Consider the following 14,607-nt stretch of genomic DNA (forward strand, 5'->3'; position numbering starts at 1 on the left):
AGAATTTGCTTTCGGTAAGATAAAATGTTAAAATAACATTAAAATGATAGCGCTTTCTTTTTGGGGCAAGTTGCTCATTTTAGAGAAGCGCCGAGAAACGGAGGACACCTATGAAGAAAATTATCAACGACCCAACAGCGGTTGTGGACGAGATGCTGGACGGCTTGGCCTATATTCACAGCGATTTGGTTTATCGGGTGGAGGGCTTTGATATCATTGCCCGCAAGAGTGAGAAGACAGGCAAGGTTGGCCTGATTTCTGGCGGTGGCAGTGGTCATGAGCCTTCCCATGCTGGCTTTGTCGGTGAGGGCATGCTGTCGGCGGCTATCTGCGGAGCGGTCTTTACTTCACCAACACCTGATCAGGTCTTACAGGCTATCAAGGAAGCAGATGAGGGAGCCGGAGTCTTCATGGTGATTAAGAATTACTCCGGTGACATCATGAACTTTGAAATGGCTCAGGAAATGGCTGAGATGGAAGGGATTGAGGTGGCTAGTGTCGTCGTAGATGACGATATCGCAGTGGAAGACAGCCTTTATACTCAAGGTCGCCGCGGAGTGGCTGGTACCATTCTTGTCCATAAGATTCTAGGGGATGCGGCGCGTGCAGGCAAATCTCTGACTGAAATCAAGGCACTAGCTGATGAGCTGGTCAAACATATTCACACGGTTGGCTTGGCTCTGAGCGGGGCGACCGTACCGGAAGTCGGCAAGCCTGGTTTTGTTTTGGCTGATGATGAGATAGAGTTCGGCATTGGCATCCATGGTGAGCCAGGCTATCGCAAGGAAAAGATGCAGCCTTCTAAGGACTTAGCCAAAGAATTGGTCGAAAAGCTCAGTCAGTCTGTCGAGCTCAAATCTGGCAAGAAAATTGGTATCCTCATCAATGGTATGGGTTCAACACCGCTCATGGAGCAGTATGTCTTTGCGGCCGATGTAGCAAATCTTCTGGCAGATGTTGGAGTCGAAGTTGTCTATAAAAAGCTGGGTAATTACATGACCTCCATTGATATGGCAGGGATTTCTCTGACCTTTATCGAGCTGGACCAGCCAGACTGGCTGACAGCTCTCAACAGTCCTGTCACGACAGCCGCTTGGTAAGGAGGTGCTTATGGACGCAGCAAGAGCAAAAAAATGGATGCAGTTGTTCAACGATAAGATCCAGGACCAGAAAGCCTATCTGTCTGACCTTGATACACCCATCGGTGATGGCGATCATGGTGGCAATATGGCCAGGGGAATGGCAGCAGCAGTAGAGAGTCTAGCTGCTAAGGACTTTGCCAGTGCGGCTGAGGTTTTTCAGGCTGTTTCCATGCAGCTGATTAGCAAAGTGGGCGGTGCTTCCGGACCTCTCTATGGCTCGGCCTTCATGGGAATGGCCAAGGCTGAAAAAGACGGCAAAGACCTGTCGGAAATCATCCAAGCTGGTCTGGACATGATTCAGAAGCGGGGCAAGGCTGTGCCAGGCGAGAAGACCATGGTGGATGTCTGGTCGGGGATTCCTGTTTCTCTGCAGTCTGGAGACTTGACGCATGAAAAGATTGGATCCCTAGTGGAAGCGACCAAAGATCTGAAAGCGACTAAGGGGCGGGCTTCCTATGTCGGGGAGCGCTCTATTGGTCATCTCGATCCCGGTTCTGCTTCATCCGGTCTCCTCTTTGAGGCTCTTCTAGAAACGGAGGCAGACTGATGGCAGATACTGGTATTCTTATCATTTCTCATTCCAAAAACCTGGCCCAAGGTTTGTTTGACCTCATTTCGCAGGTGGCGGCAGATGTGGCCATCAGCTATGTAGGCGGGCTAGAAGACGGCAGCATCGGGACCAGCTTTGAAGGGATTCAGGCAGCTTTAGATGCCAATGACAAGGACATTATTTTGGCCTTTTTCGATCTGGGCTCGGCTCGGATGAATCTAGAAATGGTCGCAGACTTTTCTGACAAGGAAATCATTATCAATAATGTTCCCTTAGTAGAAGGCGCTTATACGGCTGCTGCCCTTCTTCAGGCTGGGGCAGATTTGCCTAATGTTTTGCTTCAGGTTCGTGAATTAGAAATAAAAAAATAGCTGGTTTTCTGAAGACTTGATAAACGACTTTATTTGCAAAATAAGGAACATTTTATATCGAAAAGTTGGGATTCAATCTCAGCTTTTTTGCTTTATCATTATACTAATTTTCAGGGAAACAGCCAGTGTTTCTTATTTTTTCTTCTTTAGAATAATTGAAAAATAGAACAAAACAATAAACTGTGCTTACTTTTTGACAGAATTCACTTTTTAATGAGATAAATTGTAAAATATAGTGCAACAAAAAACCCATAGGTTCTCAAATCGTGTAAACTGTAAGTAACCACACAAACAGACACGAGGAAATCCTATGGGCTACTTACATATTACCATAATTGATCGTCTAAAGATAGAAGCATATCTTGAAGCAGGTTTTAATCTGTCCTATATTGCAACTAAGTTAGGTTTCCACCGTTCATCAATTAGCCGAGAAATCAAACGGTGTCCAAATAAATATTCTGCCGAAGAAGCACAAAGGCAATATGAGGAATTATCTAGACTTAAGGGAAGGAAAACTGCATGTACTTCACAGATGAAGAAAGATATAGAACGTCATTTAAAAGCATCTTGGTCACCCGAGCAGATTCATGGGCGTTATCAGTACGAAAATAAGCCAATCATATCGTTTAAAACGATTTATAATTGGATATATAATGGGCAACTCGAAGTTAGTTTAGAGACGTTAAGACGAAAAGGTAAAACACGTGAACCTCGTGAGACTAGAGGGAAATTCATTATTGGTAAACCTATTTCCAAGCGACCTAAAGAAGTGAAGAACAGGCAAAATTTCGGTCATTGGGAATTAGATACCATGGTTTCTTCCAGAGGGAAAAGCAAAGGATGCTTGGCTACATTTGTAGAGCGCAAAACACGTTTTTATCTGGCATTTAAAATACCTGACCGATCAGCTAGATCAATGTTTTCAGCCATAGAAACACTTCAGAAGATTTTTCCTAAGAACTTTTTAAAAACATTTACATCAGACAGAGGAAAAGAATTTGCTTGTTATCCTCAAGTGGAAGCTTTAGGAATAGACTTTTACTTTGCGGACGCTTATTCATCTTGGCAAAGAGGAAGTAATGAAAATTCAAATGGTTTGCTTAGAGAATATTTTCCTAAGAGAACTAATCTAACCGACATTACTGATGAATCGTTAGTAAATGCTTTACTTGCTATAAATCACCGTCCAAGAAAATGCTTAGGTTACAAAACAGCATTTGAGGCACTTATGGATGAATTTTAGATTTGTTGCACTTTTTATTGCAATTTATCATGAACAAAAGTTTTTAGAATGGATTGCAAATTGGTATAGATAGACTTATAATAGATATAAGTACATAAGATGAAACAAAAAAACGACAGCCGATTAGAAGCCATCGTTTTCAATCTTAGTGGTCCCGATTGCAGGAAATGAACTTGATCTTGAAGAAGTCGCCGCGTTTGTAAGTTTCGCTGTACTCTAAGATCTGTCCAGTGCTTTCCAGCTGGGTAATCTTCACCTGATGAACGGTCGGGAAGTTGGTATCAACTTCCAGCACTTTCGCAACATCTTTTGGTGTTGGGAAGACAATTTCATTGGTCTCTTCAAAATGCTCATCATTCATGTGAATGTGGTAGTCAGTTTTGAAGCGGTTGTAGATAGAGCTGTAGTAGTCCATATCTGGATAGTTAGGATTGATGTACTGCTCAGGGATATAGGTTTGGTGATAGATATAGACTTTATCGCCAGTCCGTCTGATCCGGTCGATCTTATAGTAGAACTGCGTTGGTGCTAGTTCTAGCTTATCTAAGATTTTCAGGTCATTCCCGCGTTTAATGGAGAGAACAGTCACCTTATCTTTTTGGATAGGGAAGGTCTCAACGTCAGAAAATTCCACCAGTTTGTGCTTTCTTGCACGTGAAACGAAGGTTCCCTTGCCTTGTTGGCGGATGATGTAACCATCGTTGGCCAGTTCATTCAAAGCGCGGACAACGGTAATGGAGCTGACATTAAACATCTGAATCAGCTCAGCCTCTGTGTAAAACTTATCGCCATTTTCAAATTTGCCAGAAATGATTTGCTGCTTGAGCTCATCTTTGATTTGTTGGTATTTTGGAATAGCCATTTTGTTCACCTCTCTTTTTTTACTTTTCTTACTTAAGATTTTAACATATTTTTAAAAAAAATGTTGACATTTATGCAAAAATTTATTATATTAATATTAATAAGAGATGAAAGCGGTTTTATACCTGAGGAAACATCAGATGGCAAGATTCAAAATTGGTCATTCCTTCTGTTTGGATGATCGGGAGTTTAAGATTTTATCGGGAGCCATTCACTATTTTCGGGTACAGCCTGAGGATTGGTATCATTCCCTTTATAATCTCAAAGCTCTGGGCTTTAACACAGTGGAGACTTATCTTCCCTGGAATATGCACGAACCCCAAAAAGGTGTCTTTAATTTTCAAGGGATTTTAGATATTGAGGCATTTTTACAGACGGCTCAGGATTTGGGACTTTATGCCATTATCCGCCCTTCGCCTTTTATCTGCGCGGAGTGGGAGTTCGGTGGTCTGCCGGCCTGGCTGCTCAATGAAAATATGCGCATCCGCTCATCAGATGAAGCCTTTCTGCAGGCCGTAGCCAGCTATTATGACGAGCTGCTGCCGCGACTGACTCCAAGGCTGCTGGACAATGGGGGCAATATCCTCATGATGCAGGTGGAAAATGAGTACGGTTCTTATGGGGAAGACAAGGCCTACCTGAGAGCAATCAGACAGCTCATGGAAGAGCGCGGTGTGACCTGTCCGCTCTTCACATCAGATGGACCTTGGCGGGCCACACTGAAAGCCGGTACACTGATTGAAGATAATCTCTTTGTGACAGGAAATTTCGGCTCCAAGGCAGATTATAACTTTGGTCAGATGCAGGAATTCTTTGACGAGCATGGCAAAAAGTGGCCACTCATGTGTATGGAGTTCTGGGATGGCTGGTTCAATCGCTGGAAAGAACCTATCATCAAGCGAGATCCAGACGAGCTGGCTCAAGCTGTTCACGAAGTGCTCCAGCAGGGCTCAATCAATCTCTATATGTTTCATGGCGGTACCAACTTTGGCTTCATGAACGGCTGTTCGGCCAGAGGTGTCATTGACCTGCCACAGGTAACTTCCTATGACTATGATGCTCTACTCAATGAGCGTGGCAATCCGACGGATAAGTACTATGCAGTCCAGAGGATGCTGAAAGAGCATTATCCAGAGTATCCACAGATGGAGCCGCTGGTGAAAGAGTCTTTTGAACTCAGGAATATCCCGCTCAGTCAGAAAGTTAGTCTCTTTGAGACATTGCCAGACTTGGCTCAGCCTATCGAAAGTCTCTATCCGATGAAGATGGAGGAGTTGGGGCAAAATGTCGGCTACCTGCTCTATCGAACTTGGGCTAGTTGGGATGCTGATCAGGAAAGGCTCCGTGTCATTGATGGCCGCGACCGTATGCAGCTCTATGTGGACGGTCAGCACATAGCAACCCAGTACCAGACAGAAATCGGTCAGGATATCATGGTGGACGGCCAGAAAAAGACAGAGCACCAGATTGATATTTTGATGGAGAATATGGGTCGGGTCAATTATGGCCACAAGCTCTTGGCAGATACCCAGCAGAAGGGGATTCGCACAGGTGTCTGCAAGGACCTGCACTTCCTGCTTGACTGGCAGCATTATCCATTGCCGCTGGACCATCCAGAAAAGATCGACTTTTCAAAAGGGTGGCAGGAAAAGCAACCAGCTTTCTACGCTTTTGACTTTAAAATGAAAGCGCTTAAAGATACTTACCTGGATCTGTCCGACTTTGGCAAGGGCGTCGTCTTTGTCAACGGTGTCAGCATTGGCCGTTTCTGGAATGTCGGACCGACCTTATCGCTCTATATCCCGCACAGCCTGCTCAGAGAAGGCGACAATCGCATTATTATCTTTGAGACAGAAGGGATCTACAGCGAAACCATTCACTTAGTTAACCAACCTACATTTAAAACAATAAAGGGGGAAAATCTATGACAATAGTAGGTGCACGTATCGATGGACGTTTGATCCATGGACAGGTAGCCAATCTTTGGACTACCAAGCTTAACATTTCACGCATTATGGTGATTGACGATGAGGTAGCTGAAAACGCTATCGAAAAGAGCGGGCTCAAGCTCGCAACGCCAGCTGGTGTGAAATTAAGTGTCTTGCCAATTGCTAAGGCAGCAGAAAATATTTTGGCCGGCAAGTATGATTCACAGCGACTCTTAATTGTCGCTCGCAAGCCAGACCGTTTTCTGCGGTTGGTCGAAGCTGGTGTTCCGCTGGAAACGCTGAATGTCGGCAATATGTCTCAGTCAGACGAAACTCGCTCCATTACCCGCTCTATCAACGTGGTAGATGCAGATGTTGAAGCCTTTCACAAGCTGCACGAAAAAGGAGTCAAGCTGACTGCGCAAATGGTTCCCAACGATCAGGTTGAGGACTTCATGAAGTTATTAAAATAAGACAAAATTTTAGGAGGACATTGTTATGATACAATGGTGGCAAATTTTACTACTCACTTTGTACTCAGCTTATCAAATCTGTGATGAGTTGACCATCGTTTCGTCAGCAGGATCACCTGTATTTGCTGGATTCATTACTGGCTTGATTATGGGTGATTTGACAACCGGTTTGTTTATCGGTGGTAGCCTGCAATTATTCGTTCTTGGTGTAGGAACATTTGGTGGGGCTTCTCGTATTGATGCGACATCAGGTGCCGTTCTTGCAACAGCCTTTTCCGTAGCACAAGGCATTAAGCCAGAGTTGGCTATTGCGACAATCGCAGTACCGGTAGCAACTTTGTTGACTTACTTTGATATCTTAGGCCGTATGACAACGACTTATTTCGCACACCGTGTGGATGCAGCAATTGAACGCAACTATCTCTTGGGTGCACTTCCTTGGGCTCTGTCTCGTGCTCTCCCAGTCTTTCTGGCTCTGGCATTTGGTGGAACATTTGTTCAAGCGATAGTAGATGGTGTTGCTGGTGTGAAATGGCTGGCTGCAGGTTTGACACTGGCTGGTCGTATGCTTCCAGGACTCGGGTTTGCTATCTTGCTTCGTTACCTTCCAGTTAAACGCAATCTTCATTACCTAGCTCTTGGTTTTGGCTTGACTGCTATGCTGACTGTTCTTTACTCAAACATTCAAACTTTGGGTGGGGCTGTATCTAGTATTGTTGGAACTCTTCCAAAAGATGCTGCGATCACATTTGCCAACAACTTCAAAGGCTTGTCTATGATTGGTGTAGCTATCTTTGGTATCTTCCTTGCAGTACAGCATTTCAAATACAGCCAAAGAACAGTAGCTGCTGCTCCAGCTGCTAGCACAAAATCAGAAAGTGAGGAAATTGAAGATGACGAACTCTAATTATAAATTAACAAAAGAAGATTTTAAACAGATCAACAAACGCAGCTTGTTCACTTTCCAATTAGGCTGGAACTACGAGCGGATGCAAGGTTCTGGTTATCTCTACATGCTTTTACCTCAGCTGCGTAAAATGTACGGAGACGGCACTCCAGAATTGAAAGAAATGATGAAATTGCATACGCAATTCTTCAATACCTCACCTTTCTTCCACACCATTATTGCAGGTTTTGACCTAGCTATGGAAGAAAAAGACGGGGTTAAATCAAAAGATGCGGTCAATGGTATCAAGACAGGTCTTATGGGACCGTTTGCTCCTCTTGGAGACTCTATCTTTGGCTCTCTTGTGCCAGCTATCATGGGATCTATCGCTGCTACCATGGCTATTGCAGGCCAGCCTTGGGGAATTTTCCTTTGGATTGCTGTAGCAATTGTTTATGATATTTTCCGTTGGAAACAGTTAGAATTTGCCTACAAAGAAGGGGTCAATCTCATCACCAACATGCAAAGTACTTTGACAGCTCTTGTTGAAGCGGCTTCTGTACTGGGTATCTTCATGGTGGGTGGTTTGATTGCTACTATGATCAACTTTGAAGTATCTTGGGTATGGAACATCGGTGAGAAAGCTATTGATTTCCAAGACATGATGAATCTGATTTTCCCACGTTTGATTCCAGCAGTCTTTACGGGCTTTATCTTCTGGCTTTTGGGCAAGAAAGGAATGAACTCTACTAAGGCTATCTTCATTATCATTATCATGGCAGTAAGCTTCTCTGCTATTGGCTACTTCCTGCTGGGACAAGTACCAGAGTAATGGAGTGATTTATGAGTAAGAAATTAGTTTTAGTTAGCCACGGCCGCTTTTGTGAGGAGCTGAAGACCACTACGGAAATGATTATGGGGCCTCAGGAAGACATCTATGCAGTAGCCTTGCTTCCAGAGGAAGGCCCAGAAGACTTCGCAGCTAAATTCTTAGAAACAGTCAAAGACTTTGAGGATTACTTGGTTTTTGCGGATCTCTTGGGGGGCACTCCTTGTAATGTAGTCAGCCGCTTCATTATGGAAGGACAGGATATCGAGCTTTATGCGGGGGTCAATCTGCCCATGGTCATTGAGTTTATCAATGCATCTTTGACAGGAGCAGAAGTCAGCTATCCATCCAAGGCAGCAGAGAATATTGTTAAGGTCAATGATGTTCTAGCTGGCCTAATGGATGATGAAGATGAATAAAAGCTTGAACAATCACTTCTAGTTGGGTGAAGTCAGTGCGTTGTCAGCAGATGGGAGACTGCTGATAGGTAAGGCCGAGCCACAGTGGATGATTCAAGCATATTGGTTTAAGAGGAATTTGGGAGATGCCTCTTGACCTAGGGAAATGGATGGTTCAGCATTGCAAAATGCAGTCGCTGTCTGGTTTGAAAAAGCTTGTTAAAAGTATATTTCAAGTCTAGCCATCGTTGCGGGGGTGGGACAGCGAGCCGAAAATCTTTGATTTTCTGGATTCTGTCTCGCTCCCCCTTTTTTCAAATGATGGAAAGGAATGAGAAAGAGAATGTTAGATTATTCACAGGAAGAATTGCAGCGTCTGGGGGCTGACATCACAACGAGAGAAATCTATCAGCAGCCTGAGGTTTGGCAGGAAGCCTTTGAACTTTACAAGGTTCAGGCCGCAGATATCGCTGCTTTTCTGAAAAAAATCGAGGACAAATATGACTACATCAAGGTCATTTTTGCTGGAGCCGGCTCATCAGCCTATGTCGGAGATACCTTGACGCCTTATTTCAGGCAGATGTATGATGAGCGCAAATGGAATTTTAACGCTATTGCAACGACAGATATCGTAGCCAATCCCTTGGTACATCTGAAGAGAGAAGTGCCTACAGTGCTGGTTTCCTTTGCCCGCAGTGGAAATTCCCCAGAAAGTGTAGCGACTGTGGACTTGGCTAAGCAGCTGGTGGATGACTTGTATCAGATTACCATTACTTGTGCTGCCCAAGGCAAGCTAGCCCAGCAGGCCCAAGGTGATGAGAAGAATCTTTTGCTCCTGCAGCCGGAAGCTTCTAATGATGCTGGTTTTGCCATGACCTCTAGCTTCAGTTCCATGATGCTGACAGCCCTTTTGGTCTTTGATCGGGCTGAACTAGCCCAGAAGGAAGCCAAGGTTGCGGCTCTGATTCAGCTCAGTCAGGATGTTTTAGAACGCGTTGCAGATGTGCAGCAGCTGGTTGATTTGGATTTCAGTCGGGTCATTTATCTGGGAGCAGGGCATTTCTTTGGTCTGGCGCATGAAGCCCAGCTTAAGATTTTAGAGCTGACAGCCGGCCAAATTGCGACCATGTACGAAAGCCCAGTCGGCTTCCGGCATGGACCTAAGTCGTTGATTAACCAAGACACAGTCGTTTTGGTCTTTGGTTCGACAGATGCCTATACCAAGGCTTATGATTTGGACTTGGTGCGGGAAGTGGCTGGTGACGGGATTGTCCGCAGACTAGTCTTGCTGACTGACCGAGAGGAGCAGTTGGAAGGAGTCGATCAAGTAGTGCTAAGTACCCAAGAGCCTCTGGGAGATAGCTATCGCATCTTCCCTTACATCGTTTACGCTCAGCTCTTTGCTCTCTTGTCCTCGCTCAAGGTTAAGAACCGTCCAGATACACCATCTCCGACAGGAACAGTCAATCGTGTAGTACAGGGAGTTATCATTCACCCTCTTGGGCAGTAAGAAAAGGAAAATCTATGGAGAAATTACAAATCAGCCACAAAAAAGTGAGCCATTTGAAAAAATTATCAGACGAGCAGGGAATTATCGGGGCTTTAGCCATTGACCAGCGTGGCTCGCTAAAGAAAATGCTGGCTAGTGGAGAAGATGCGCCTTCTGGTGACCAAGCTCTGGTTCAGTTTAAAGAATTAATCTCCAGTCAGTTGACGCCCTATGCCAGCTCCATCCTGCTGGATCCAGAGTTCGGTCTGCCGGCAGCAGAGCTGCGGGATGCGTCCTGCGGGCTTATAGTGGCCTACGAGAAGACTGGCTATGATGCGACAGCCGAGGGCCGCCTGCCAGACTTGCTGCCAAACTGGTCAGCTAGTCGCATCCGAGACATGGGCGCAGATGCCGTCAAGGTCTTGATTTACTATGATGTGGATGATAAGCCGGAAATCAACGACATCAAGCAGGCCTGGGTTGAGCGCGTGGGCAGCGAATGCTTAGCTGAGGATATTCCCTATTTTCTGGAGATTCTAACCTATGATGCTAAGAGTGACAGTGTCTTGGACGCTAACTATGCCAAGCTTAAGCCGCATAAGGTCAACGAGGCAGTCAAGCTCTTTTCAAATCCCCGTTATCATGTAGATGTCTTAAAGGTTGAAGTGCCAGTCAATATGAACTTTGTCGAGGGTTTCACCAAAGAAGGAGTTGAGCCAGTCTACAGCGTGACGGAAGCCCGAGCTTTCTTTAAAGAACAGTCAGATGCGACGCACTTGCCTTTCATCTTCCTCAGCGCTGGTGTCAGTGCCGAACTTTTCCAAGAAACGCTGCGGCTAGCCCATAAAGCGGGCTCACAGTTTAACGGAGTTCTGTGCGGACGGGCTACCTGGAAGGATGCGGTTTCTGTCTTTGCCCAAGAGGGAGCTGCAGCAGCTCAAGAGTGGCTGGACGAGACAGGCCGTCAGAATATTGAGGATCTTAATCAAGTCTTGCGCCAAACAGCGGTGTCTTGGGTGGACAAGCTTGACCTGCCTTTTGAAGACAGAACTTGGCAAGTTCGTGATTTTTAACAGGATAGATAAAAGAGGTTTGGTATGAAATCTTACCGAGAATCCATTTTTGGCAAGCTGGGAAGTCAGGAGATTCTGGCTTATACCTTTGAAAACGATCGAGGTTATCGTCTGACAGTCATGAACTACGGAGCGACCGTCGTCCAGTATGTTACTCCTGATAAGGATAATCACTTTGACAATATCGTCGTTGGCTTTGATCAGTTTGAGGATTATATTGGAAACAGCCCTAAGCACGGAGCCAGTATTGGTCCGGTGGCTGGGCGTATTGCCGGAGCGGCTTTTGAGCTGAATGGTCAGACCTTTCAGCTAGAGACCAATAATGGCTCAAACTGCAATCATAGTGGATCCAGCGGCTGGGATAGTGCGGTTTTTGAAGTAGAGGAAGTCAGTAATGACGGACTTATCTTTTATACAGAGCGGACTGACGGAACTGGCGGTTTTCCGGGCAATCTGAAAATCTGGGTTTCCTATACCCTGACAGAGAAAGGCGAGCTGGAAATCTCTTATCAAGTTCAGACTGATCAGGATACCTTGCTCAATCCGACCAACCACAGCTACTTCAACCTGTCTGGTCGTTTCAATCAGCCCATTGATGACCATATTCTGCAGCTCAATACCGATGGTGTCTACCCTATCGCAGCTGATGGCCTTCCTGATAAAAAGGCTGATGCAGAGTGTGACTTTGTTAAGAAGCTGACCAAGGGCGCTGCCCTTAAGGAAATTTTCGACGCGCCAGACGAGCAAATCCAGCTGGTATCTGGCTTGGATCATCCTTTTGCGCTAAGCCCAAGCCGAGACCAGGCAGGCGCGCTCTATCATCCAGCATCGGGCCGCCGTCTGACTATTGAGACTCAGGCGCCCTGCTTAGTGATTTATTCAGCGAATTGCGTAGATGATTCGGTTCAATTTGATGGACAGTCTATGATTCAGCATAATGGCTTGGCTCTGGAAGCTCAGGCTCTGCCGGATGCCATTCACAGCAGCCAGCAGTCAGATGTCATTCTCAAGGCCGGTCAGATTTTCACCAGCAGGACAGTGTATTTTGCTGATGTAAAAGCAACTTTATAAAGAAACAATCGCGAAAGAGCACAGAAAACGGCAGTACCTCCTTCTGCCGTTTTTCTTTGTCCAGTTTTCAGCGACTATGTTTTCAGTAGCTAATCTTGAGCAAGGAAAGAGCCTCCACAATCAAAAGCAAAATCTTTTTTGCTAACTGAATTTTACTTTAAGTTTTTCTTAAGGTAAGACTGCTATACTTATTTTTATCAAATGAAGCCCCCTAACTTTGTTTGATAATCCTAAACTTTTTCATAATAATCTCCCATAAAGGCCACCCAATCCGGTGGTCTTTTTTTGCTCAAATTTTAGAATAAGACAGGAAGTTTATCGGATTGTAACTCAAATGTTAAATTTTAAAGGATACGTTATACAAAGTTAAGGTTTCTTTAAGTTAGGGACAGTATACTATGAGTATCAAATGAAGACCTCCTAACTTTATTTGATAGAAATCCTAAACTTTTTCATAATAATCTCCCATAAAGGCCACCCAATCTGGTGGTCTTTTTTTGTGTTCAGACGTGGATTAGATTTGCTTCCTCTGCCTTATTTTCTGCTATAATAGTTCTATGAGTAGAATTTTAGATAATGAATTAATGGGTGATGAGGAATTGGTGGAACGCACCTTGCGCCCCCAGTATTTACAGGAGTATATCGGTCAGGACAAGGTCAAGAATCAGCTGAAGATTTTTATTGAAGCGGCTAAGCTGAGGGATGAGGCGCTGGATCACACCCTGCTTTTTGGCCCTCCAGGTCTGGGGAAGACGACCATGGCCTTTGTCATTGCCAATGAACTAGGCGTAAATCTCAAGCAAACTTCAGGTCCGGTGATTGAAAAGTCCGGTGATTTGGTTGCAATCTTAAATGACCTTGAGCCGGGTGATGTCCTCTTTATAGATGAGATTCACCGCTTGCCAATGGCAGTAGAGGAAGTGCTGTACAGCGCTATGGAAGACTTTTACATCGACATTATGATTGGCTCAGGCGAGACCAGTCGCAGTGTCCATCTGGATTTGCCGCCTTTCACTCTGATTGGGGCGACCACTCGGGCAGGTATGCTGTCCAATCCTCTGCGTGCTCGCTTTGGGATTACTGGTCACATGGAGTATTATGAAGCTGGCGACTTGACGGAAATCGTTGAGCGGACGGCAGAGATTTTTGAGATGGATATTACCCACGAGGCTGCGAAGGAGCTGGCTCTGCGTAGCCGAGGCACACCGCGGATTGCCAACCGCTTGCTCAAGCGGGTCCGGGACTATGCGCAGATTATGGGCAATGGCCTGATTGATGATAAGATTACCGACCAGGCTCTCTCCATGCTGGATGTGGACCAGGAAGGACTGGACTATGTGGACCAGAAGATTTTGAAGACTATGATTGAGGTCTACGGTGGCGGTCCCGTGGGGCTGGGAACCCTCTCGGTCAATATTGCTGAGGAGCGTGAAACAGTGGAGGACATGTATGAGCCTTATCTGATTCAGAAAGGCTTCGTCATGCGGACACGGACTGGGCGCGTGGCTACCCGTAAAGCCTATGAGCATCTAGGATATGAGTATATGAAGGAATGATGACAGAAAAGGAGATTTTAGACCAACTAGGTCAAGATCCAGACATCCGAGCGATTTTGGAAATTATTCGCAGTCTGGAGCTCAAGGATTCTTGGCTAGCGGCCGGATGTGTGAGGAATTTCATCTGGAATATGCTGTCAGAGCGACCAGGTTTTGACTCAGAGACGGATGTAGATGTCATTTTCTTTGATCCGAGTTATGCCGAGGCAGAGACGATAGAGCTGGAAGCCAAGCTCAAGTCAGACTGGCCACAGTATCGATGGGAGCTCAGAAATCAAGCCTATATGCACCGCCATAGTCCTGGAACGGCTCCTTATAAAAATGCTTGCGAAGCCATGAGTAAGTATCCTGAGCGCTGCACTGCTATCGGCCTGCGCTTGCTGGCAAATGACAAACTGGAACTTTTTGCTCCCTATGGTTTGGAGGATATCTTAAACTTTCAGGTCAGACCTACTCCTCATTTTCTTGAAAATAAGGAGCGCCAGCGTGTGTTTGCTGAGCGCTTGGCTAAGAAGAATTGGCAGAAACGCTGGCCGCAGCTGGAATGCCACTATCCCAATAAATAAGTAAAAATTAAGAGTAAAATGTTTAAGTTATTTTAAGGAAGTTTTAAGGAATGGATATTATACTATGACCAAGTTAAGAAATTAACTTAACTCCTAAAACTTTTTTCTTTTTAAAAAATAATCTCCCTACAAAAAGCCACCAAATGGGTGGTTTTTTTGCTATTTTTAGAC

Annotated in this window: 15 protein-coding genes; 14 read left to right on the forward strand and 1 reads right to left on the reverse strand. The window is 45.2% G+C overall.

Features of this window, described 5'->3' with window-relative positions; translation table 11 throughout:
* Positions 1 to 110: 110 nt before the first annotated feature.
* The 4 genes from dhaK to ELZ47_RS00360 all read left to right on the forward strand — a co-directional run bounded on the left by dhaK (position 111) and on the right by ELZ47_RS00360 (position 3,306).
* Complete coding sequence (gene dhaK, locus ELZ47_RS00345; protein ID WP_126434943.1) at positions 111 to 1,100, forward strand: dihydroxyacetone kinase subunit DhaK; 990 nt, start codon at positions 111 to 113, stop codon at positions 1,098 to 1,100.
* Positions 1,101 to 1,110: 10 nt separating this feature from the next.
* On the forward strand, positions 1,111 to 1,689 hold the full coding sequence (dhaL, locus tag ELZ47_RS00350) for a dihydroxyacetone kinase subunit DhaL (protein WP_125330680.1): 579 nt from the start codon (positions 1,111 to 1,113) through the stop codon (positions 1,687 to 1,689).
* Positions 1,689 to 2,063, forward strand: coding sequence for a dihydroxyacetone kinase phosphoryl donor subunit DhaM (gene dhaM / locus ELZ47_RS00355; RefSeq protein WP_125330681.1), 375 nt, complete (start codon positions 1,689 to 1,691; stop codon positions 2,061 to 2,063). Before dhaL ends, dhaM begins: the two co-directional genes overlap by 1 nt.
* Before the next feature lie 310 nt (positions 2,064 to 2,373).
* Positions 2,374 to 3,306, forward strand: a complete 933-nt coding sequence (locus ELZ47_RS00360; protein WP_126434931.1) for an IS30 family transposase — start codon at positions 2,374 to 2,376, stop codon at positions 3,304 to 3,306.
* 145 nt (positions 3,307 to 3,451) lie between these two features.
* On the opposite strand, the gene ELZ47_RS00365 is transcribed toward ELZ47_RS00360, so the two are convergent.
* On the reverse strand, positions 3,452 to 4,168 hold the full coding sequence (locus ELZ47_RS00365) for a GntR family transcriptional regulator (RefSeq protein ID WP_002907683.1): 717 nt from the start codon (positions 4,166 to 4,168) through the stop codon (positions 3,452 to 3,454).
* Positions 4,169 to 4,274: 106 nt separating this feature from the next.
* Between ELZ47_RS00365 and ELZ47_RS00370 the strand changes: the two genes are divergently transcribed.
* From ELZ47_RS00370 to ELZ47_RS00420, 10 genes are all read left to right on the forward strand, one after another.
* Positions 4,275 to 6,095, forward strand: coding sequence for a glycoside hydrolase family 35 protein (locus ELZ47_RS00370; RefSeq protein WP_197715325.1), 1,821 nt, complete (start codon positions 4,275 to 4,277; stop codon positions 6,093 to 6,095).
* A complete protein-coding gene (locus tag ELZ47_RS00375; RefSeq protein WP_126434945.1) occupies positions 6,092 to 6,568 on the forward strand; it encodes a PTS system mannose/fructose/N-acetylgalactosamine-transporter subunit IIB in 477 nt (158 codons plus the stop codon). The genes ELZ47_RS00370 and ELZ47_RS00375 overlap by 4 nt, the downstream gene beginning before the upstream one ends.
* A gap of 25 nt (positions 6,569 to 6,593) precedes the next feature.
* Positions 6,594 to 7,475 carry a PTS mannose/fructose/sorbose/N-acetylgalactosamine transporter subunit IIC gene (locus tag ELZ47_RS00380; RefSeq protein WP_126434946.1) on the forward strand — a complete coding sequence of 294 codons (882 nt, stop codon included), beginning with the start codon at positions 6,594 to 6,596 and terminating at the stop codon, positions 7,473 to 7,475.
* Positions 7,462 to 8,286 carry a PTS system mannose/fructose/sorbose family transporter subunit IID gene (locus ELZ47_RS00385; protein ID WP_125330684.1) on the forward strand — a complete coding sequence of 275 codons (825 nt, stop codon included), beginning with the start codon at positions 7,462 to 7,464 and terminating at the stop codon, positions 8,284 to 8,286. The genes ELZ47_RS00380 and ELZ47_RS00385 overlap by 14 nt, the downstream gene beginning before the upstream one ends.
* 11 nt (positions 8,287 to 8,297) lie before the next feature.
* Positions 8,298 to 8,702, forward strand: coding sequence for a PTS sugar transporter subunit IIA (locus ELZ47_RS00390; protein WP_125330685.1), 405 nt, complete (start codon positions 8,298 to 8,300; stop codon positions 8,700 to 8,702).
* 310 nt (positions 8,703 to 9,012) lie between these two features.
* Positions 9,013 to 10,191: an SIS domain-containing protein gene (locus tag ELZ47_RS00400; protein ID WP_126434947.1), complete on the forward strand. Its 1,179-nt coding sequence runs from the start codon at positions 9,013 to 9,015 to the stop codon at positions 10,189 to 10,191.
* Positions 10,192 to 10,205: 14 nt separating this feature from the next.
* Positions 10,206 to 11,243: a tagatose-bisphosphate aldolase gene (lacD, locus tag ELZ47_RS00405; protein ID WP_126434948.1), complete on the forward strand. Its 1,038-nt coding sequence runs from the start codon at positions 10,206 to 10,208 to the stop codon at positions 11,241 to 11,243.
* A 24-nt stretch (positions 11,244 to 11,267) separates the two neighbouring features.
* Positions 11,268 to 12,314 (forward strand): aldose epimerase family protein, encoded by a 1,047-nt coding sequence (locus tag ELZ47_RS00410; RefSeq protein ID WP_126434949.1) that lies wholly within the window; start codon positions 11,268 to 11,270, stop codon positions 12,312 to 12,314.
* Between the two features lie 557 nt (positions 12,315 to 12,871).
* Positions 12,872 to 13,870, forward strand: a complete 999-nt coding sequence (ruvB, locus tag ELZ47_RS00415; protein WP_126434950.1) for a Holliday junction branch migration DNA helicase RuvB — start codon at positions 12,872 to 12,874, stop codon at positions 13,868 to 13,870.
* Complete coding sequence (locus ELZ47_RS00420; RefSeq protein ID WP_126434951.1) at positions 13,867 to 14,436, forward strand: nucleotidyltransferase family protein; 570 nt, start codon at positions 13,867 to 13,869, stop codon at positions 14,434 to 14,436. Before ruvB ends, ELZ47_RS00420 begins: the two co-directional genes overlap by 4 nt.
* Positions 14,437 to 14,607 lie beyond the last annotated feature (171 nt).

Source organism: Streptococcus sanguinis (genome assembly GCF_900635155.1).
Lineage (GTDB): Bacteria > Bacillota > Bacilli > Lactobacillales > Streptococcaceae > Streptococcus > Streptococcus sanguinis_G.